This window comes from Streptosporangium roseum DSM 43021 (assembly GCF_000024865.1).
Taxonomy (GTDB): domain Bacteria; phylum Actinomycetota; class Actinomycetes; order Streptosporangiales; family Streptosporangiaceae; genus Streptosporangium; species Streptosporangium roseum.
In genome coordinates this window covers 9,989,017-10,007,505 of sequence record NC_013595.1, presented here as the reverse complement: position 1 = coordinate 10,007,505, position 18,489 = coordinate 9,989,017, and the positions used below count along the sequence as shown (strand labels likewise).

The 18,489-nt window shown below is 67.5% G+C and carries 17 protein-coding genes, 4 tRNA genes and 1 pseudogene; 9 read left to right on the top strand and 13 right to left on the bottom strand.

Going from position 1 to position 18,489, the window contains the following annotated elements; genetic code table 11:
• Nucleotides 1-791: 791 nt before the first annotated feature.
• Nucleotides 792-1,670: a hypothetical protein gene (locus tag SROS_RS43790; RefSeq protein ID WP_012895419.1), complete on the bottom strand. Its 879-nt coding sequence runs from the start codon at nucleotides 1,668-1,670 to the stop codon at nucleotides 792-794.
• A 269-nt stretch (nucleotides 1,671-1,939) separates the two neighbouring features.
• Between SROS_RS43790 and cutA the strand changes: the two genes are divergently transcribed.
• Entirely contained in the window at nucleotides 1,940-2,272 is a 333-nt protein-coding gene (gene cutA, locus SROS_RS43785) for a divalent-cation tolerance protein CutA (protein ID WP_012895418.1), read from the top strand.
• Here the strand turns inward: cutA and SROS_RS43780 are convergent.
• Both SROS_RS43780 and SROS_RS43770 read right to left on the bottom strand, forming a co-directional pair.
• A complete protein-coding gene (locus tag SROS_RS43780; RefSeq protein ID WP_483754803.1) occupies nucleotides 2,238-3,452 on the bottom strand; it encodes an NsdA family TPR-like regulatory protein in 1,215 nt (404 codons plus the stop codon). The two genes, cutA and SROS_RS43780, sit on opposite strands and share 35 nt — an antisense overlap.
• Before the next feature lie 886 nt (nucleotides 3,453-4,338).
• Nucleotides 4,339-4,411 (bottom strand) — tRNA-Lys (locus SROS_RS43770).
• A gap of 118 nt (nucleotides 4,412-4,529) precedes the next feature.
• On the opposite strand from SROS_RS43770, the gene SROS_RS43765 reads away from it, so the two are divergent.
• On the top strand, nucleotides 4,530-5,162 hold the full coding sequence (locus SROS_RS43765) for a 3'-5' exonuclease (RefSeq protein WP_043654190.1): 633 nt from the start codon (nucleotides 4,530-4,532) through the stop codon (nucleotides 5,160-5,162).
• Nucleotides 5,163-5,214: 52 nt separating this feature from the next.
• Here the strand turns inward: SROS_RS43765 and SROS_RS43760 are convergent, their stop codons facing one another.
• Nucleotides 5,215-6,372, bottom strand: a complete 1,158-nt coding sequence (locus tag SROS_RS43760) for an acyl-CoA dehydrogenase family protein (protein WP_012895415.1) — start codon at nucleotides 6,370-6,372, stop codon at nucleotides 5,215-5,217.
• A gap of 121 nt (nucleotides 6,373-6,493) precedes the next feature.
• Between SROS_RS43760 and SROS_RS46750 the strand changes: the two genes are divergently transcribed.
• Complete coding sequence (locus tag SROS_RS46750; protein WP_012895414.1) at nucleotides 6,494-7,030, top strand: PspC domain-containing protein; 537 nt, start codon at nucleotides 6,494-6,496, stop codon at nucleotides 7,028-7,030.
• Nucleotide 7,031: 1 nt separating this feature from the next.
• Here SROS_RS46750 and SROS_RS43750 read toward each other — a convergent pair whose 3' ends face one another.
• On the bottom strand, nucleotides 7,032-8,327 hold the full coding sequence (locus tag SROS_RS43750) for an MFS transporter (RefSeq protein WP_012895413.1): 1,296 nt from the start codon (nucleotides 8,325-8,327) through the stop codon (nucleotides 7,032-7,034).
• A gap of 170 nt (nucleotides 8,328-8,497) precedes the next feature.
• On the bottom strand, nucleotides 8,498-8,848 hold the full coding sequence (locus tag SROS_RS43745; RefSeq protein WP_012895412.1) for a metallopeptidase family protein: 351 nt from the start codon (nucleotides 8,846-8,848) through the stop codon (nucleotides 8,498-8,500).
• Nucleotides 8,849-8,881: 33 nt separating this feature from the next.
• Between SROS_RS43745 and SROS_RS43740 the strand changes: the two genes are divergently transcribed.
• The 4 genes from SROS_RS43740 (at nucleotide 8,882) to SROS_RS43725 (ending at nucleotide 10,829) form a co-directional block, all read left to right on the top strand.
• Complete coding sequence (locus SROS_RS43740) at nucleotides 8,882-10,381, top strand: metallophosphoesterase family protein (protein WP_012895411.1); 1,500 nt, start codon at nucleotides 8,882-8,884, stop codon at nucleotides 10,379-10,381.
• 92 nt (nucleotides 10,382-10,473) lie between these two features.
• A tRNA-Glu gene (locus tag SROS_RS43735) sits at nucleotides 10,474-10,546 on the top strand.
• A gap of 106 nt (nucleotides 10,547-10,652) precedes the next feature.
• Nucleotides 10,653-10,727, top strand: a tRNA-Asp gene (locus SROS_RS43730).
• Nucleotides 10,728-10,755: 28 nt separating this feature from the next.
• Nucleotides 10,756-10,829, top strand: a tRNA-Phe gene (locus SROS_RS43725).
• A gap of 430 nt (nucleotides 10,830-11,259) precedes the next feature.
• Here the strand turns inward: SROS_RS43725 and SROS_RS50520 are convergent.
• Nucleotides 11,260-11,403 (bottom strand): hypothetical protein, encoded by a 144-nt coding sequence (locus SROS_RS50520; RefSeq protein WP_245564506.1) that lies wholly within the window; start codon nucleotides 11,401-11,403, stop codon nucleotides 11,260-11,262.
• Nucleotides 11,404-11,495: 92 nt separating this feature from the next.
• Here SROS_RS50520 and SROS_RS43720 point away from each other — a divergent pair, with 92 nt between their 5' ends.
• Nucleotides 11,496-12,617 carry an IS630 family transposase gene (locus SROS_RS43720; protein ID WP_012895410.1) on the top strand — a complete coding sequence of 374 codons (1,122 nt, stop codon included), beginning with the start codon at nucleotides 11,496-11,498 and terminating at the stop codon, nucleotides 12,615-12,617.
• 72 nt (nucleotides 12,618-12,689) lie between these two features.
• On the opposite strand, the gene SROS_RS51795 is transcribed toward SROS_RS43720, so the two are convergent.
• The gene (locus tag SROS_RS51795) at nucleotides 12,690-13,067 is read right to left on the bottom strand and encodes a nuclear transport factor 2 family protein (RefSeq protein ID WP_012895409.1); all 378 of its coding nucleotides are present in this window, start codon (nucleotides 13,065-13,067) and stop codon (nucleotides 12,690-12,692) included.
• A 104-nt stretch (nucleotides 13,068-13,171) separates the two neighbouring features.
• On the opposite strand from SROS_RS51795, the gene SROS_RS51550 reads away from it, so the two are divergent.
• Entirely contained in the window at nucleotides 13,172-13,327 is a 156-nt protein-coding gene (locus SROS_RS51550; RefSeq protein WP_012895408.1) for a hypothetical protein, read from the top strand.
• 314 nt (nucleotides 13,328-13,641) lie between these two features.
• Here SROS_RS51550 and SROS_RS43710 read toward each other — a convergent pair whose 3' ends face one another.
• The 5 genes and pseudogenes from SROS_RS43710 to SROS_RS54150 form a co-directional block, all read right to left on the bottom strand.
• Entirely contained in the window at nucleotides 13,642-14,223 is a 582-nt protein-coding gene (locus tag SROS_RS43710; RefSeq protein ID WP_012895407.1) for a TetR/AcrR family transcriptional regulator, read from the bottom strand.
• 36 nt (nucleotides 14,224-14,259) lie between these two features.
• The gene (locus SROS_RS43705) at nucleotides 14,260-15,789 is read right to left on the bottom strand and encodes an MFS transporter (RefSeq protein ID WP_012895406.1); all 1,530 of its coding nucleotides are present in this window, start codon (nucleotides 15,787-15,789) and stop codon (nucleotides 14,260-14,262) included.
• 280 nt (nucleotides 15,790-16,069) lie between these two features.
• Nucleotides 16,070-16,267: pseudogene (locus SROS_RS54705) on the bottom strand (helix-turn-helix domain-containing protein); the annotation flags it as partial.
• The gene (locus tag SROS_RS53630) at nucleotides 16,240-16,851 is read right to left on the bottom strand and encodes a hypothetical protein (protein ID WP_245564504.1); all 612 of its coding nucleotides are present in this window, start codon (nucleotides 16,849-16,851) and stop codon (nucleotides 16,240-16,242) included. The gene SROS_RS53630 and the pseudogene SROS_RS54705, both read right to left, overlap by 28 nt.
• Nucleotides 16,852-17,065: 214 nt before the next feature.
• The gene (locus SROS_RS54150) at nucleotides 17,066-18,280 is read right to left on the bottom strand and encodes a cytochrome P450 (protein ID WP_012895404.1); all 1,215 of its coding nucleotides are present in this window, start codon (nucleotides 18,278-18,280) and stop codon (nucleotides 17,066-17,068) included.
• Nucleotides 18,281-18,489 lie beyond the last annotated feature (209 nt).

Genomic DNA, 18,489 nt, shown 5'->3' with positions numbered 1-18,489 from the left:
GTCTCCAGCCCCGTTGCTCGGTGGGCTGGGGCTGAGGCACGAAGTCCCAGACCTTCGATCGCCCCCAACCCCGGACGGAGATCGGCCATCGTCAGGCGATCGCCAGGGCGGCTCCATAGATTTAGTCTGCAACCGTCAGGCAAAGTGGGTAAAACGCAAGGAGCGAGTAATGACCGGGACGGCCGCACTCGTTGCTCTGGGCTTCTGGCTTGCCATGGGGCTGATCCTGTTCTTCATCATTTATGGGGCCGTGAGGCTAGCGCTCAAGCACGACCGTCGAAGCCGGGGACTCTGACACGGCGAAGATCAGCGCCAGCAGTCGATGCTTTCCGGGCGGCGGTGCGGCCCTGGTACGGCGCAGTGGTTGAGGACGGCGAGTGCATGGTGCGGCGGGCGGCCCGTGGTCCCGCCGCCGGCCGAGACCGGCGCCCACGCCGCACGCTCGGGCGGCGTTCGGGCGGCGGCGCGCCGCGCCGCCGCGCTTGATACCCATAAGAACAATTCGGCAAAGCTCGTGGTATGCATTTAGGCCAGTCGGCGACTCATCAAGTGATCAGGCTGGTGTCAGCCGGGGAGCCGGGTCTCTTCCTCGATTGGGCCGTGGCCAGCGCGTGTGTACTTGCCCCCGCCTTGAAAGCGGACAACCGCAGCAGGTGGTTGAGCACCGGACAGATCTCCGCCCACCGGCTGAGTGCCGTTGACCGTGAGCAGTTGCAGCACAGGGTGGGACTCGTCACCGTTGCGGTGACCGAATCTCCTATGCGCGGCAAAGCGCCCCACACCCCTGTCCGTCATTCCTTCGACAAGACCGGCCGCACCGCCAGGACGCCGGGCATCGGCCCGATGGCGGGGGAAATCGCGCGGGCGAGAGCCGGGTCGGAGAACTTGATGAAGAAGGAACCCGGGTAGGTCTCATCCAACTCGGACTTCGGATCGGAGAGCTTCGCGAGTTTCAGGGCGTGACCGGGGTCTTGGAAGTAAATCGTCTCCACTCCGGGCAGGTCCCGCAGTCGAGCGACGATCGCCGTCTTCTCCCGCTCGGTGACCATCCTCGCCGCTCCCGCGCGCTGGGTCTGCTGACACTTTGATGCGGCCTGGGAGAGGATGTCTTTTCCACATAGAGAGATCTGAGCCTCAGCTCTGCCTGCCCAGAAATTCACCCCTGACCGTGTCACGGTGGAGACCCTCGGCGCCGACCTCATCTTTTCGACCACGGCAGGGAAGTCCTCGGTGCGACGGAGTGTGCCATGCAGGACGTCGCCGGAGAGACCCGAAATCTGCGCTTGCCTGACGTCACCGATCCGTTCGAAGCTTCTGCGCCACTGATCGGACAGATCCTGACCGCTCCGCACCTCGACCGACATCACCTGGGGCAATGCCCGGAGCATGGTCTCGGTTTCCTGTTGTTGCTCAACGGTCGCCGCGGTCAGGCCAGGACATCCACACATGACCACCTCGAAATCTAAGGACGGGGACAGTGCGATATCCGGCGGAGGCTGGGGCAGCCAGGATCGCTCGTACAGATACCAGCCGCCGACCCCGGCCAGGCCGAGCACCACAAGCGCCACGGCGCAGGTAGCCAGCAGCTTGGTATGCGCCGCCACCCAGGGGCCGAGCCCCGGCTCGTGGTCAGGGTCGTCACCGCCAAAGGCCAACTCCTCATATTCCATTCACTCGACTATGTCGACCTTTTCGTGTTCTGGTCAAGGCGTATCGAGGGGCACCACGGTCACGTCCCGGCCTCTGGTGTTGGTAAGGCCGTGCATGCAGATGATGCGTATTCCTACTGGAATACCTGCCTAATCGTTACTTCTCGTGGCCTTCGGGAACGAAACATTTCTACGTTCCGACTGCCTCGCGAGTGAGCCACAACTTGCGGTCTAGCGTGGATACTTCGGGCAGTCTTGGCGACTGTTCATTTCCCTGTTACGGAGACCTGATGCACGAACACATTGAAGTCCGTGTCACTGCCAGCAGCCGCGAGGAGGCGGATCGAATCTGTTCGGCAGTTGTCGGGCAGCGACTGGCCGCTGACTGCCAGATCCTCGCCCCGATCGAGTCCACCTACTGGTGGGCGGGAGAGATCCAGCGCTCTGAGGAGTGGCTGTTGCTGATGAAGACCACCGTTGAGCGTTTCGATGAGCTCGCGCGGCGGGTGCGGGAGTTGCACTCGTATGAGGTGCCGCAGATCGTCGCGGTTCCCGTGGTGGCCGGCACCGCTGACTACCTGGAGTGGATCAGGCGGGAGACGGCCCGAGTGTCCGGCGCGTAGAGACGATGTCGCCGAGCAGGTCCCGGGCGGCCTGGTCCTGCTGGGTGGAAAGGGCCTTCTCCACCGTCGTGAGGTGCTGGAGTCCCCAGGTCGATTCGCCGCGCTGGGCGGCGTCGAGCGCCCGACGGGCGTAGGCGATTCCTTCGGCAACGTCGCCTATCTGGAGCTGGGCCTGGGCGATGTCGGCGTAGATGACGGCCACTTTCTTGTGGTCGGCGTCCTGGGCGACGGCCGACAGCGCGGCCTGGCCGGCCTCGATCACCTGACGTTCGTCGCCGAGTCGTACGTAGGTGGACAGTTGAAAGGCGGCCATGCGGCCGGGGTCGAGGAAGCGGGTCCAGGCGCGTTCGCGGTGGGGTCGTGCTCGACCGTAGGCCTCTTCGGCCTGGTGCAACAGGTCGACGGCGCGGCGGTCACCGAGGGCAGCCAACTCTTCGGCTTCCCTGCTGAGCAGCCATGCCCGGGTGGCGTCGTCGCCCTGGGCGGGGAGGAACTGCTGTGCCTGCCGTACGGCCTCGTAGGCGGTGTGGCCTTCGGCGGCATTGGACCTGTAGGCGTAGGTGCACGCCTGGATGATCGGGTGCCCGCTCTCCTTGGCGGCCAGGGCGGAGACGCGCTCGAATGAGGCGGACTGGCCGGGCTGCTTGAGGTCCCAGGCGATCCAGGAGGCGAGGGTGGCGGCTTCGCCGGCGGTCGCGGCCAGGCGTCGGCGGAAGCGGTCGGGCGGGCCGCTCTGGAGCAGGTTGCTCAGTTCGTTGATGTGGGTGGTGAGCCCTTGGTAGATGGCTCGGGCGGGGAGCACGTACTCCAGGCGGTGGAAGCCGATGGTGCGGGCTTCGAGGCGTTCGATGGTGTCTTCGTCGAGTGTCTGTGGTCCGGTCAGCGCGCGGGACAGGCGCTCCCAGGGGTCGGCGATGGTGGCCGCGGTTTCGGCGGTCATTCCGGCGGCGAGGATGAGCATCGTTCGGCGGTCCATGTGAGAGTCCAGCCTTCCCACAATCCAGGCCAGGGTCAGAACGTCGACGTCCCTCGGAGGCTGGCCAACGGCAACAGCGCTCTCCACGCTAAGCAGGGCACTTGTTGGCGTTCCATCCCGAGACGGGATGACTGAGGCGGGATGGGTAACGGCGTCGATCACTCGTGGTGCCGCCGGCCGGGTAGGGGCCAGGCCCAGGGCCATGCGGGCGGGGTCGGGCATGCGCAGGCCTTGGGCGACGCGCTCGAACACCTCGAAGGAGGTGACTTGGGCGGTCCCCTTCATGATTTAGCTGACCTCGCCCTGGCTGAGATTCACCGCGACGCCGATACGGGTCTTCTGGCAGATCAAGCGGTTCCGTTACCGGCACGGTTGCAAGGACCCGCACGCCTGCGGCGCTCGTCACCACCGCTACCCCTGCCTCAAGGACTGTCCCAAGGCCAAACGCACCTCTGGCCGGCGGCATGTCTGCCTCGTCGCGTGCCGTAAGAACTGCACGAAGCACGGGGGCGCGTGCCCGAAGTTCTGCGCTCCGGACTGCACGAAGCATGCGGTCGCGTGCCCGGATCGTGTCGGGAGCTGGACCTTCACCAAGCCCAAGGGCAAGGGCAAACGGTCCATCGCCCTACCGCCTCCGCTCGTCGCGCTCCTCAAGCTTCATCACGAGGCGCAGAAAGCCGAACGGCAGGCCGCAGGGGACAGATGGAAGGACTGGGACCTCGTGTGGTGCATGTCGGATGGAAGCCCTATCGACGCCGGGGATGACTGGGACGAGTGAAAAGCGATCCTGGAACTCGCCGAGGTGGACAAGGACGCCCGTGTCCATGACGCGCGTCCCACGGCGGCAACCCTCCTGCTGGAACAGGGGGGGACATTCGAGTGATTCAGGTGGTGCTCGGTCATTCGCAACTGACCACGACCAAGCGCTATACCCACATCACGGAGACCCTGGCGAGTGAGGCGGCGGCGCGGATGGGGCGGGCGCTGTGGGACGACTGACGGCCACGTGACGGCAGCGAATGCAACGGAAAATGCAACTGGGCAGGCTTCCCGATCAAGGAGATTGGGAAGTCTGCCCAGTTCAGCGAGGTAGGGCGCCTGGGACTCGAACCCAGAACCTACGGATTAAAAGTCCGCAGCTCTAACCATTGAGCTAACGCCCCGCTGGAGACAGCGTACCGAGGATAGTGTCCACTAACGCCCGTCGCCAGGCCTGCGGGCGATCACCTGTTTACCCAATAGCAGACAGAACGGGGAGTCAGCTCTCATACAGTGGCACTCATGACGAGCTCGGGGCTTGATCCCGCCCGTAGTGGCCACCTGTCCGCGAGGCGGGGGTATGTCGTGGTCGACGTGGAGACCACGGGCTTCTCGCCGGCCAAGGGGGACCGGATCTGCGAGATCGCACTCGTCTCCCTGGACGCCGACGGCACCACCGTCGACGAGTGGCACTCGCTGGTCGATCCCCGTCGCGGCACCGGGGCCGTGCACGTCCACGGCATCACCGAAGCGATGGTCGAGGGCGCGCCGGTGATCGAGGAGGTGCTGGACGAGGTGTGGCAGCGGATCGCCGGGCGGGTCCTGGTGGCTCACAACGTCTCATTCGACCTGCGTTTCCTCAAGGTCCTCCCCGGCAGCCACTGGCTGACCGAGGCCCTGTGCACGCAGCAGCTCGCCCCTGACCTCATCCCCGGCGGGAAGTGGACTCTCGGCGCCTGCTGCCAGCGCGCGGGGATCCCGTTCTCGAACGCCCACGCCGCGCTGGCCGACGCCCGTGCCACCGCCGAGCTGTTCCGCTTCTACCTGGGCCGCGGTCTCTCATGGCATGACTCGCTCGACAGAGCGGCTGAGGCCCCGGACTGGCGTCCCTGCGGCCTGCCCCAGCGGCAGCCCCGGCGGCGGCACGCGCGGTGAAGCGTGCCCCGGTTGACGGGGACGCGCAGCTCGACGGGCGAGGAGGCGTGCCTCAGTGGAAGGCGTCGAGTCCGGTGAGCGCCCTGCCCAGGGTGAGAAGGTGGATCTCCTCCGTCCCCTCGTACGTCAGCACGCTCTCCAGATTGGTCATGTGCCGGATCACCGGATACTCCAGGGTGATGCCGTTGCCGCCGAGGATCGCGCGTGACCGGCGGGCGATGTCCAGGGCGGCGCGGACGTTGGCGAGCTTGCCGAAGCTGACCTGCTGAGGGGTGAGGGTGCCGGCGTCCTTCAGGCGGCCCAGATGGAGGGCGGTGAGCTGGGACTGCCCCAAACCCACGTACATCCAGGCGAGCTTCTCCTGGGTCAACTGGAAGCCGCCGATGGGCTTGCCGAACTGGACGCGGGTCGTGGCGTAGCCGACGGCCGCCTCCAGGCAGGCGCGGGCCGCGCCCACGACGCCCCACAGGATGCCGAAACGGGCCTCGGACAGACACGACAGCGGCCCCTTCAGGCCACGGACCCCAGGGAGTACGGCAGACGCCGGGAGGCGGACGTCGTCGAAGTACAGGGACGAGGTCACCGAGGCCCGCAGTGACATCTTCTTGTGGATCTCCGGCGCAGAGAAACCGGGCGTGTCGGTGGGGACCACGAAGCCGCGGATGCCGTCCTCGGTCTGGGCCCAGACCACGGCGACGTCGGCGATGGAGCCGTTGGTGATCCACATCTTGGCGCCGTTGAGGATCCAGTCGCCGGAGGCGTCCTGTTTGGCGTGGGTGCGCATGTTCGCCGGATCGGAGCCGTGGTCGGGCTCGGTCAGGCCGAAGCAGCCGATCGCCTCACCGGCGGCCATCCGGGGCAGCCACTCCTCCTTCTGCTCCGCGGAGCCGTACTTCCAGATCGGGAACATGGCGAGCGAGCCCTGCACGGAGACGAACGACCGCAGTCCCGAGTCTCCCGCCTCCAGCTCCCGGCAGGCGACGCCGTAGGAGACGGCGTCCAGGCCCGCGCAGCCGTACCCTTCGAGATGCATGCCGAGCACGCCGAGCGAGCCGAGCACCGGACCGAGCTCGCGGGCGGGGAAGACGGCCTCCTCGAACCAGTCGCCCACGTGGGGGAGGATCCTGTCGGCCACGAACGTCTTGACGGTGTCGCGGATGAGGCGCTGCTCCTCGGAGAGCCCGTCGTCGATGCGCAGAAGGTCGTCCATGGGATGTTCCTCTCTCGTCGGCCCCTGTCAGGGTATTGCCGGTGCTCCGGGGAGGGATGTCAGGGTCGTGCCAGGGGGAATCCCGATGTGATGGGGGCTCCGCATTGGGCAGTCTGAATACATGAACGAAAACGACTTCTCGGGCGTCAAGCAGCTCCGCAGGACCAAGGACGGACGGATCATCGCGGGTGTGGCCTCCGGCCTCGGACGCTACATCGGCGTCGACCCCAACATCATCCGCGCGGCCCTCGCCATCGCCACCTTCTTCGGCGGCCTCGGCGTGGGGATCTACGCGATCGGCTGGCTCCTCCTCCCCGACGAGAGCAAGGACAGGTCGATCGTCCAGGATCTGGTCGACAAGAACAAGGACAACCCGGTCTGGCAGGACGCGCGGTCCAAGGCCGAGCAGGGCTGGGCCAAGGCCGAGCAGAGCTGGACCAAGGCGACCACCCAGAACCGGGCGCCGCACCAGCCGGCCCACCAGGGTCCGGCTCCGGAGTATCCGGCCCCGCACGACCAGGCGCCGCGCTACCCCACCCACCAGGACCCGGCTCCGCGGTACTCCGCTCCGGCGGCCCCGCAGAACCCGGCTCCGCAGAACACGGTCCCGCAGGACACGGCTCCGCAGAACGGCGACGAGCCCAAGCCCCAGGCGTGACTCAGACGGTCGCCTCCGCGCGAACCTTCTCGATGATCTCCTTGCAGGACCCGGCCCAGAGAACGGCCAGCGCGGCCGCGACGGACAGACCGGCCGCGCCGGCCATCGCCACCACGTGCGCGGGGTTGAGCACGTCGGCGGCGGCACCTCCGACGAGGATGCCGACGCCCTGAGAGGCCAGCAGGCCCGACTGCACGAGACCGAACGCCAGGCCCCGCCGTTCGGCCGGCACGCACTGCACGAACGCGGCGTTGGCCGCGAGCTGGTAGGCACCGCCGATGCCCGAGAGGAACCACAGGACCAGCACCACGGCGAGTGGCGGCTCCATCGCGCACAGGATCAACGGCGCGCAGGTCAGCATCGCCATCCAGCCCATCGCCCGGAGCCGTTTCGACGGGTTGACGTATCGGCTGAAGAGGAACGCGCCCACGACCGTCCCGGTCGGCATCGAGCCCATCAGCAGGCCGGCGACGAACGAGACCTGCTGCCTGTCGGTGGTCAGGACGTCGGCGTAGGGGGTCGCGATCCCCTCGGGGAGCACGTAGAAGCCGCACAGCCAGGCGAAGAGCACCAGCGTCCGCAACCGGGGGTCGCCGAAGACCAGCCTGGATCCGGCGCGGGTCATGGTCCACATGGAGGGCCGGTCGGTGCCGGTGTCGAGGGGAGCGGGGCGGCGGCGTACTCCCGAGACCAGGATCAGCGCGGAGGCGAGGAACGTGGACGCGTCGAGTGCGAGCGCGCGGTACGGTCCCATCGCCATGATCAAGGCGCCGCCGAGGGCGAAACCCAGCATCTGCGCGCCCTGGTTGGTCATGTTCTGCAGCGCCGAGCCCGCGACATAGCGATCGCCCTTGAGGAGCTCGGGCAGGAGCGCCGCCCTGGCGGCCGAGAACGGGGCGCTGAGCAGCACCACGCAGAAAACCAGCGCGCACAGCACGGCGAACGACGTCCCGGGGATGGCCATGAGCGCGACCAGGACGGCTCGGAGCAGGTCGCAGAAGATCATGATGCGCCGCCGGGCGTAGCGGTCGGCGAGCCCCGCGAGCAGAGGGCCCCCGATGATGGGCGGCAGATAGGTCAGCGCGTAGACCGACGCGGTCGCCAGCGGCGACTCCGTCCGCTGGAACACCAGCACGGACAGCGCCACTCGTGAGAGCTGGTCGCCGAGGAGAGAGAGTGCCTGGCCGATCCAGAGCGCGCGAAACTCCCTGATGGCGATGACCTCGCCGTAGGTCGCTTGGCGCTCGGCCGGGCGGCGGTGCCGCCCGGGTAGCCGGCCGGGCCTGGTGGCCGCCATAGGACTCCGCTGGGCTTAGCAGGCGCATTGACTGTAGGTGTTCGGTGCGTAACCTACGGTGCCCGCTGGAGAGTCGGCGCGCAACTGAAAGCAATCAACCTCATGCAAGCTGTAATTGTAAATTGGGAAATCTCGGGCATGGGGAAGGTCGATATGTAATACGGCTTTGGCTACCAGCCGAGGGTGTGCAGCCTGTCATCGTCGATGCCGAAGTGGTGGGCTATCTCGTGAACCACGGTGATCTGCACCTCTTGCACCACGTCATCCTCGGTTTCGCAGATCGAACAGATCGGGTTGCGGTAGATCTCGATCCGGTCGGGTAACACTCCTGCGTACCAGTCACCGCGCTCGGTGAGTGGTACGCCCGTGTAAAGGCCTAGAAGATCCGGCTCAGGCGGATCGTCCACGACCACCACGACCACGTTGTCCATGACTCTCGTCAGCTCGGGAGGGATCGTGTCCAGTGCGTCGGCCACGAGCTCTTCGAACTTCTCTCTCGAGACCTCGATCACACCTGCCATTGTGCCCCGTGTTTTCGGGTAAGGGGGAGCCGCATGGATTTCACAGACTGGACTCAGAGACTTCGCCGGTTCGCGACGGGGCGCATCTCGCGCGCGGTGGCGGTCCTGCTCGTGGCCGTGGGCGGAGCCTGGCTGGGCATCGCGCTCGGCGGCCCGGTGCGCGCCGCCGTCGGACCCGTCGAGATCGGCATGTCCGCGGAGCCGTCGTGGGCGGGGGAGACCGTCGTGGACGCGCACCCGCTGGGCACGCTCCTGTTCGACACCCACAACGCCCCGGTCGGCCTGCGCATCACCCTGGAGAACATCAACACCACCCGGGCCGGCGCGCTGCTGGAGGATCCCCGGTTCTCCGACCAGCTCCCCGCCCTGCTGGAGAAGGAGCTCAGCGAGGGCGTCAGGACGCTGATCCTGCGCGCCGCCCTCTGCGGCCTGGCGGGCGCCCTCATCGCCTCGCTGATCGTCTTCCACCGCCCGGGCCCGGCCCTGGCGGGCCTGCTGAGCGCCGCCGTCCTGATGACCGGTACGGGCGCCGCCATCGCCCTGACGTTCCGGCCCGACTCGGTGGTGGAGCCGAAATACACCGGCCTGCTCGCCGGGGCGCCTTCCCTGGTCGGCGACGCCGAGTCGATCGTGACCAAGTTCGAGTCCTACCGGGTCCAGCTGGCCAAGCTGGTCAACAACGTCTCCCAGCTGTACGACACGGTCTCGGCCCTGCCGGTCTACGACTCCGATCCCGCGTCGATCCGGGTGCTGCACGTCTCCGACATCCATCTCAGCCCCATCGCGTGGAATCTCATGCACTCGGTCACCGCCCAGTTCAAGATCGACGTGATCGTGGACACCGGCGACCTGACCGACCACGGGACCGGCCCCGAGGACAAGTTCGTCGAGGAGATCGACAGCTTCGGCGTGCCGTACGTCTTCGTCAGGGGCAATCACGACTCCAAGGCCACCCAGCGGGCCGTGGCCAAGCAGAAGGGGGCGGTCGTCCTCGACGACTCCGCCAAGACCGTGGCGGGGCTGCGCATCTACGGCCTGGGCGACCCCCGGTTCACCCCCGACAAGTCCGTGGCCGTCGACTCCGACCCCGAGTCCCTCGCCGCCCTGGGGCGCGCCCACTCCACGCGGCTCGGCCAGGCCTTCGAGCCGGTGGACCTCGTGGCGGTGCACGACCCGACGATCGCCCGGGAGTTCTCCGGCAGGGTCCCGATGATCCTCGCCGGCCACTCCCACGAGCGATCCACCGAACTGCTGCCCTCCGGCACCCGCCTCCTGGTCCAGGGTTCCACCGGCGGCGCCGGCCTGCGCGCCCTGGAACACGACGAGCCGACCCCGGTCGCGGCCTCGGTTCTGTACTTCGATCGCAAGACGCATCGCCTCCAGGCCTGGGACGACATCACCCTGGGAGGGCTCGGAGAGCAGTCGGTTCAGATCGAACGTCACGTTGAGACCGAGCCTGGCCGTACAATTTCTCCTGGGCCAACGTCCGTCCCGTCTCCGACGGGATCGGCCAGCGGCACCACGTCGCCTTAAGCCGGGAAGCCGCTTTGGCATCGGGGCAAAAGTCCCCTATGCTTCAGAGGTCTCCAGCGGAAGACGGCAACGGAACGGAATGAGAATTCCGAGCCCCCATCGTCTAGTGGCCTAGGACACCGCCCTTTCAAGGCGGCGACACGGGTTCGAATCCCGTTGGGGGCACGGCCGGGCAGTCGCTCGCCAGGGAAACGGCAGGTCGCAGACCTCCGAAGAACTGGTAAGCTAAGCAAGGCAAGAAGGACGGAAGCGAAAACTTCCGACCAAGCAAGGTCCTGTAGAGCAGTTTGGAGTGCTCGCCACCCTGTCAAGGTGGAGGTCGCGGGTTCAAGTCCCGTCAGGACCGCTCTGGTAGGTGTTCGATCCACCACCTAGGTCAGGTAGCTCAGTCGGTACGAGCGTCCGCCTGAAAAGCGGAAGGTCGGCGGTTCGACCCCGCCCCTGACCACAGCAGCTGAGCAGGAAAGACGCCCCGAACGATCATCGTTCGGGGCTTTTTTGATCTCCAGTGACAGCAACGCTGACAGCAACGGCTCTGCTGCCCCAATCTCGGATCTCTTGCCGGTGATCTTTCGTGCTCTGGACGATCCTGCCTAGGGACAGGATCATGAGAGTGTGAGCAGGACGGACAGCACGATGCCGCTTTGTTTGCAGGCGCAGGATGGGCGCCGTTTCGGACATGATGTGGGCGGGACCTATTCAGGTATCGGTGAGGACGCCAACCTCGCGGAGCGTAAGGCCCGACAGCGGGTACGACTGGCGCTGTTGCGCGGTGAGGAGCCGGAGCCGACCAGGCACCGTCATTGCGAAAAGTGGCTCTATTAACGAAGCGTCCCGGAGATTCCCCTCCGGGACGCTTCGTTTATGTACGGGAGATGTCAGCCGAGGGCATCACCGAGCTTTCCGAGAGCATTGCGCTTGTCGTCGAGGGAGACATGGGCGTAGATCGTCATGATGACCTCGATGTCGGAGTGTCCGACGATCTCCCGGACGATGTGCGGAGGCACTCCCGGGTCGAGCAAGACGAGCTAGTGCTGTGACCGCGTAGGTTCGCCGGGTTGGTGGTCGTGACGGTTGGATGTGCGGTGACGTCCATTCGACCGCTGGAGGCGCGGTGGCTGAGCCTGTCCGTGTACGCAGCTTGACCGACAAGGAGGGGCGGAAGCTGAAGCAGATCGTGCGCCGGGGCAGCACGAGTTCGGTGCGTTACCGGCGGGCGATGATGCTGCTCGCTTCGGCGGGCGGAAACCGGGTGCCGGTGATCGCCCAGCTGGTCCAGGCCGATGAGGACACCGTGCGCGACGTGATCCACCGCTTCAACGAGATCGGCCTGGCCTGCCTGGACCCTCAGTGGGCGGGAGGCCGTCCCCGCCTGCTCACCCCTGACGACGAGGACTTCGTCATCCGGACGGCCACCACCCGCCCCACCAGGCTCGGCCAGCCCTTCACCCGCTGGTCGATCCGCAAACTCGCCGCCTACCTGCGGGAAGTGCACGGACGTGTCATCCGCATCGGCCGTGAAGCCTTACGGTGCCTGCTCCGGCGCCGCGGCATCACCTTCCAGCGCGCCAAGACATGGAAGGAATCACCCGACCCTCATCGCGACGCCAAGATCGACCGGATCGAGCAGGTTCTGGACCGCTTCCCGGACCGGGTCTTCGCCTTCGACGAGTTCGGGCCGTTGGGGATCCGGCCCACCGCAGGCTCCTGCTGGGCGAAGCAGGGCAAGCCAAACCGGCTGCCGGCGACCTACCGCCGCACCCACGGCGTCACCTACTTCCACGGCTGCTACTCCGTGGGCGACGACCGCCTGTGGGGCGTCAACCGCCGCCGCAAGGGCACCGCCAACACCCTGGCCGCGCTGAAGTCGATCCGTGCCGCCCGACCCGACAGCGCCCCGATCTACATCATCCTGGACAACCTCTCCGCCCACACCGGCGCCGACATCCGCCGCTGGGCGAAGAAGAACAAGGTCGAGCTGTGCTTCACCCCGACCTACGCATCTTGGGCCAACCCGATCGAGGCCCACTTCGGCCCGCTGCGGCAGTTCACCCTGGCCAACTCCCACCACCGCAGCCACCCCACGCAAACCCAGGCACTGCACCGCTACCTGCGCTGGCGCAACGCCAACGCCCGCCACCCCGACGTACTTGCCGCCCAACGCAAGGAACGCGCCCGCATCCGCAGCGAGAAGGGCATCCGCTGGGGCGGACGCCCCCTCAACGCCGCAGCCTGACCGACCGCGAACCGCAGCCCCGGAGTGCCGAAAGGGACAAGTTCACGAGAAGGACAGCGACAGAAGAACGACTCAGGAGGCGGACGGCTCGATCTCCCCCGCAAAGACGATGACCTGGTCGATGAGGCTCCGCCGCAGATGGACGACGTCCGTTCCCGTCAGGCGGGGGCCTCCATCCGGCGTAGTGAAGACCCACTGGTACCGGGCCCACTCGTCAGGCATGTCCACCGCTGAGCAGCGCACCATCGTGCCGGTCCCCGCCGGGTGGCGCCGAATGTCCAGCACGAACCGCTCGACCGCCGCGATTCCTTCGCTGCGACCCAACGGCCCCCAGAAGACCACGTCTGAGGTCAGGGCCTGGGAGAGCAGGGCAGTCACATAGCTGTCGTCCGAGGCGTTAAACGCGGAGATGAACGTGTCGATCGCGGAGCGTGCCGTCTCTTCCTGCATGCCCCAGTAATACCAGCCGTTGCGCGTGCGCTCGTCCCGCGAGCCGCCTTCCGATCACGGTGGACCATCCCGGTCACAGCACTAGACGCCTGGTTGATCAATGGGTGCTTGAGAACGCGCTCACCTGGATCACCGGAGGTCTGGACTACCGCTTCGACAGCCGGTTCCGCGGCCTCATCAAGGCGGCCGAAAATGACTTCGACAGTTTCATGGATGCGATGTCCTACGAGGCGGACCGGATCGCCGACATGGAGTGGTGATGGAGACTGGTCACTCTGCTGTGAGCGAGTGGGTCGATGAGCTCACCGAGCGGATTGCGCAGCAACGACAGCAGATCACGAAACTCCGTGCTGCGAGCGGTGCGAGACGGCGCAATCGGCAGCCTGATCCGCTCGCCTCGGACGCGACGAGGGTGACGGGCCGACTGATGTGACGTTCCCGCGGCGGTCTGGGCTCCCAGCCGGTGCCACTGTCCGATGGGGAACGGTGCCTGCCAGGCGGCGATTGCTCTCGTGGCAGTGACGGTGTCCCGCTCGACTTGCTTCAGTCTGGCTGTGGATCACCGTCAGCTCGTTCAAGAGACGACCGCATCGCGGTGCGCGTGGATGGCTCGGGTCAGGATCCGGTGGACATAGTCGGTATCGGCGGGGGCGTTGTCGATGAGGATGGCGGTGCACAGACCATCGGAGGCGGCGACGAGTGCGGCGATGGCCTCGGGGTCGTCGGTGAGGGTGGCTGCGAGCTCGGCGATGTTCTCCCGCCAACGACGGGCGACGGGCGCCAGTGCCGGGCGGCGAGCCGCCAGGGTGGACAGCTCGCGCTCGGCCAGGGCATGTTCACGGCCGGCACCGGCGGATTCGACGATCAGCTCGGCCAGGTCACGGAGCTTGTCCCCGGGGCCGTCAATGATCTGGCGGATGCGCGTGGTGTAGGTGTCGGCGACGCTGGACAGGGCCGCGACGAGCAGGTCGTCGAGAGTGGCGAAGTAGTAGGTGCTCAGGCTGGTGGTGATGCCGGCCTGTTTGGCGACGGTGCGGTGGGTGACGCCCGCGGCACCGTCCCGCGTGACGATGGCGAGGGTGGCGTCGATGATCTCGGCGCGGCGCTTATTGCCCCGGGCCTTGCGCCCATCGATGTGCTCGCTCTCGCCGTTCATGCTCCCCTCCTGTGCGTTCCAGGGTAGTCGAGCACATCACCGCTGATCCGTTCCGTCGTGCTGATTCTCCCCAAGCGGACGCACGTGCCGTAATGCCGTCAGGCAGAGCACGGCCGCCGCGACGATCGCGACACCGGCCACGGCGGAGGCGATGTTCACCCCGCTGGTGAACATCCGCTGCGCTTCCTGCATCACCTGGGCCGGCACTTGATCGGCGACCGACAGCGCCCCGGAGAGGCTGTCAGTGAGACGCCCCTCGATCTCGGGCGAGACGTCCACAGGAGTGGCCATGCGGGCGGTGTAGAGGGCGGTGGTGAGGCTGCCGAGGACGGCCACGCCGACGGCGATGCCGAGTTCCTGGACGGTCTCGGACATCGCGGCGGCCGATCCGGACTTCGAGGCCGGTGCGGCGCCGACGACCATATCGGTGCCGAGGGCGGCGATCGCGCCGAGGCCGAGGTAGACGAACGCGAACCCGGCCACCACCATCACCGCATCCCCGGTGCCCGCGGTGGCCAGCAGCGCGTAGCCGATCACCGAGAGGCCGAGCATGATCGCCATGACCAGGCCGGGACGCACCCGCCTGGCGATGAGCGGTGCGCCGATCGCCGCGGCGAACATCGCCAGCGCGGGCGGCCCCATCCACAGGCCCGCCGCGAACGGCGTCAGGCCTTCGACGAGCTGGAGGTACTGGGTGACCAGATACATGGTTCCGCCGACCCCGACCAGTCCGATCAGCAGTACGGCCAGCGCCACGGAGAACGCCCGGCTCGTGAACAGCGTGACATCCAAGAGCGGCGAGGCCAGGCCGCGCTGGCGACGCACGAAGACCACCCCGGCCACGATGCCGAGTACAGCGAGGATCACAGTGCTGAGGTCGAGGCCGTACGCTGCGGCGTGCTTGATCGCATAGATCACCGGCAGGATCGCGGCCAGCGACAGGGCGACACTGGCCAGGTCGAGGCGGCCCGCCTGCGGGTCGGCATACTCGGGCAGCAGCGCCCGTGCCCCGGCCAGCACGACGGCCGCGATGGGGACGGCGAGCAGGAACGCCGCTCCCCACCAGAACGTGTCGACCAGAGCGCCGCCGACCACGGGGCCGGCGGCCATGCCCAGGGCGAACATCGTCGCCCAGACCCCGATCGCGACCGCGCGCTGACGCACATCGGTGAACATGTTCGAGATCAGCGACAGCGTCGAGGGCATCAGCGTGGCCCCGGCGACCCCCAGCAGCGCTCGGGCGAGAATCAGCAGCTCGGCACTCGGGGCGAAGGCTGCGAGCACAGAGACTGCGGCGAACGCGGCCATTCCGATCACCAGCAGGCGACGCCGTCCGATCCGGTCACCCAGGGTCCCCATGGTGATGAGGAACCCGGCGATGAAGAACCCGTAGGCGTCCATGATCCACAGCGTCTGCGTCGCCGACGGGTCCAGCGCCTCGGCCATGCTCGGCAAGACCAGATACAGCACGGTGACATCCAGGCCGAGCAGCACCGTCGGCAGCCCCAGCAATCCCAGGCCCGCCCACTCACGCGTTCCCGCACGCCGGGTCGTGACTTCTGGCATGGCGTCCTCCCTCGATGAGATTATTTGAACGATAGTACAACTAGGACTATCGTTCAAACATATGCGAGAAGAGTGGGCACCGGGAGTCTGCGGAGGCTTGGCGCCTGCTCTGGACGTCATGTGCCGGCGGTGTTCCCTTGGCTGAGCGATCACTGCCCGGGGCGCGGCGAAGACGTTCACGCTGATCGTTGCGCGCACTCGTGCGGTTCACTCACCCGTCGCGTCGATCGCCTACGACTGTGTGAAGCTCATCGTCGTCCGGTCGGAGTCTGCGATCCTGCTTGGAAGCCGGCGCCTTGCCGCCGCCCGTGGCCCAGGCCCGGTGCCATCGGTTCGCCGACACGCGGGTGACCCGCAACTCCTTGGCCACCTGCGCATCGGTGCATTCCCGTGCGAACAGCTCCGCCGCGCGCAGCCGTACCCGTTCTCGCCCGGTCCGTTGTGCGGCGGTCAGCCCGCCGCCCTGCGCATACCGCATGACCAGGGCATGCCCACACCGATTCCCTCACGCCACCAAGCCGCCAAACCCCACGAGTTAAAGATCAGTGAGCGGTAGCCGTCCCTGGACAGCTGGGGGACGACAAATGCTGATCTTGCTAACGCGGATGCTGACAACAGGTCTGGACGGTCCTGGACGCCGATGGACTGAGGAGCCTCGTAACGCCCGCTTGGCCAGGCACAGGAGACAGCGGTGGACGGTCCTGGACGATCGTCCCTTGACTCGTAATGGAGTGCTCCGGGGGTAGATGCCGCTCCGGGCCGGAGACCTGTGTCGCGCCCCCGGGGAGCGTTGTCGTCGCCGACGCGATCTTCCGTGCCGAAGAACTCGTCGGCTTCCTGACGCATGCGCTCGTGGTCCACACGCGGTAACCGGCGATGGCGGGCGGTGAGTTCCTCCGCGGTCAGGCGCCGTCTGCGGGCCAGGGGCCGTAGTTCGGCGACCTCGATGCCGTTGCGGGTGATGTGGTAGACCTCGCCCGCCTCGCCCGCCTCGCCCGCCTCCACCGCGTCCATGACGGCCGCGGAGTTGTTGCGGAACTCACGCTGGGTAATCGTCTTCACACATTCAATGTGGCTTCTCGTGTCTCGCTGTGCTGCGCCATGACGGATGGCCGTACGGGGAGAACCAGCCACCATGACGGATGGCCGTACGGGGAGAACCAGCCACCATGGCGGATGGCCGTACGGGGAGAACCAGCCGCCCGCGCGCTCTCGCCAGGCCATGCCCTTCCCCCCGCGGGTAGGCGGGAACAGGGGCCGGTCCCGGGCCCTCGCGTCAGGAGCCGGGACCGGCCGAGGTGACCGGCAGCGCGACGGGGCGGTAGGTCAGGCCGTCGCTCCACGCGACGTCCTCGGCCGGAACGGCCAGCCGAAGCCCCGGCCGTTTGATCACCAGCGCCCTGACGGCCTCGGTGAGCTCCACCCTGGCCAGCGCGGCGGCCAGGCAGCGGTGCGGGCCGTACCCGAAGGCCAGGTGCGGGTGCGGCGGCTGCGCGCCGAAGCGGTGGATGTCGAAGCGCTCCGGCTCGGGGAAGGCGCGGGGGTCGTGGTTGGCGGCGTTGAGGTTGGGCATCACGACCGTCCCGGCTTTCAGGGTGCCGCCCGACAGCTCGACGTCTTCGGTCATCCGGCGCATGAACGCACTGGCCGGCGGCCCGTCGTAGCGCAGGATCTCCTCGGCCGCGGTGGGCGCCAGCTCCGGCTGAGCGACCAGTTCGTCCCACTGCTCGCGGTGGAGCATGAGGCGGAATGCTCCCCTGGACACCATCGAGGCGGTCGTCTCGTGTCCTGCGGTGATCAGCGAGAACACGGTGTTGACCAGCTCGCCCTCGCTCAGCCGGTCCCCGTCGTCGCGGGCCTGCACGAGCAGGTCGATGAGGTCGTCGCCGGGTTCCGCGCGATGGCGGGCCACCAGGTCGCGGGCGTAGGCCATGAACTCGGTGTAGCCCTGGTAGCGGATCTGCTCGGTCGCGGTGGAGGTGGTGAGGAACATGTCCGTCCAGGCCACGAACCGGTCGTAGTCGCCGGGCGGGACGCCGAGCAGCCGGCAGATGACCTGGCCGGGCAGCCGCACCGCGAACGCGTCCACCAGGTCGAACTCCTCTCCCAGCCCGTCGAGCAGTTCACCGGCGATCGCCGCGATCCAGGGCCGCCACGGCTCGGTCTGGCGGGGCGTGAAGGCCCCGTGCATGATCCGCCGGTAGCGGGTGTGTTCCGGCGGGTCCTGGTTGATCAGCGCGTCGGGGTCGTCGTCGATGCCCATACCGCTCACCAGCCGCGGCAGACCGGGCAGGCGCAGGTTGCGGCTGGAGGCCGCCGAGCCCAGCAGGGTCCGCACGTCCTCGTATCTGACGGCCACCGGCACCAGGTCCCCGCTCGGCATGGCGGCCGGGTCCAGTGGCCCCTCCTCGTGGCGTCGCGCGAACTCCGGCGGCGGCGTGCCCAGCGGTCCGGGGACGATGTCCTTGTTCGGGCTGAGTTCGGCGGTCATCGCACCCCTTCCGCTCCGGGCGCCGTACAGGCGGCCCAAGCGGAACGTATGCAGAGGGCTGCCCACGGTCAATGACCGGTTCCGGATACCTTCGGGTGCGGGAAACGGCTGGGGAGGTTCACGCTGGTCCGGGCTCCTGCCGGGACGGTCCGCGACGATACCGGCCGTGGGGGACGACTGGACCGGGAGCACGGTCCGGCATCCCCCGG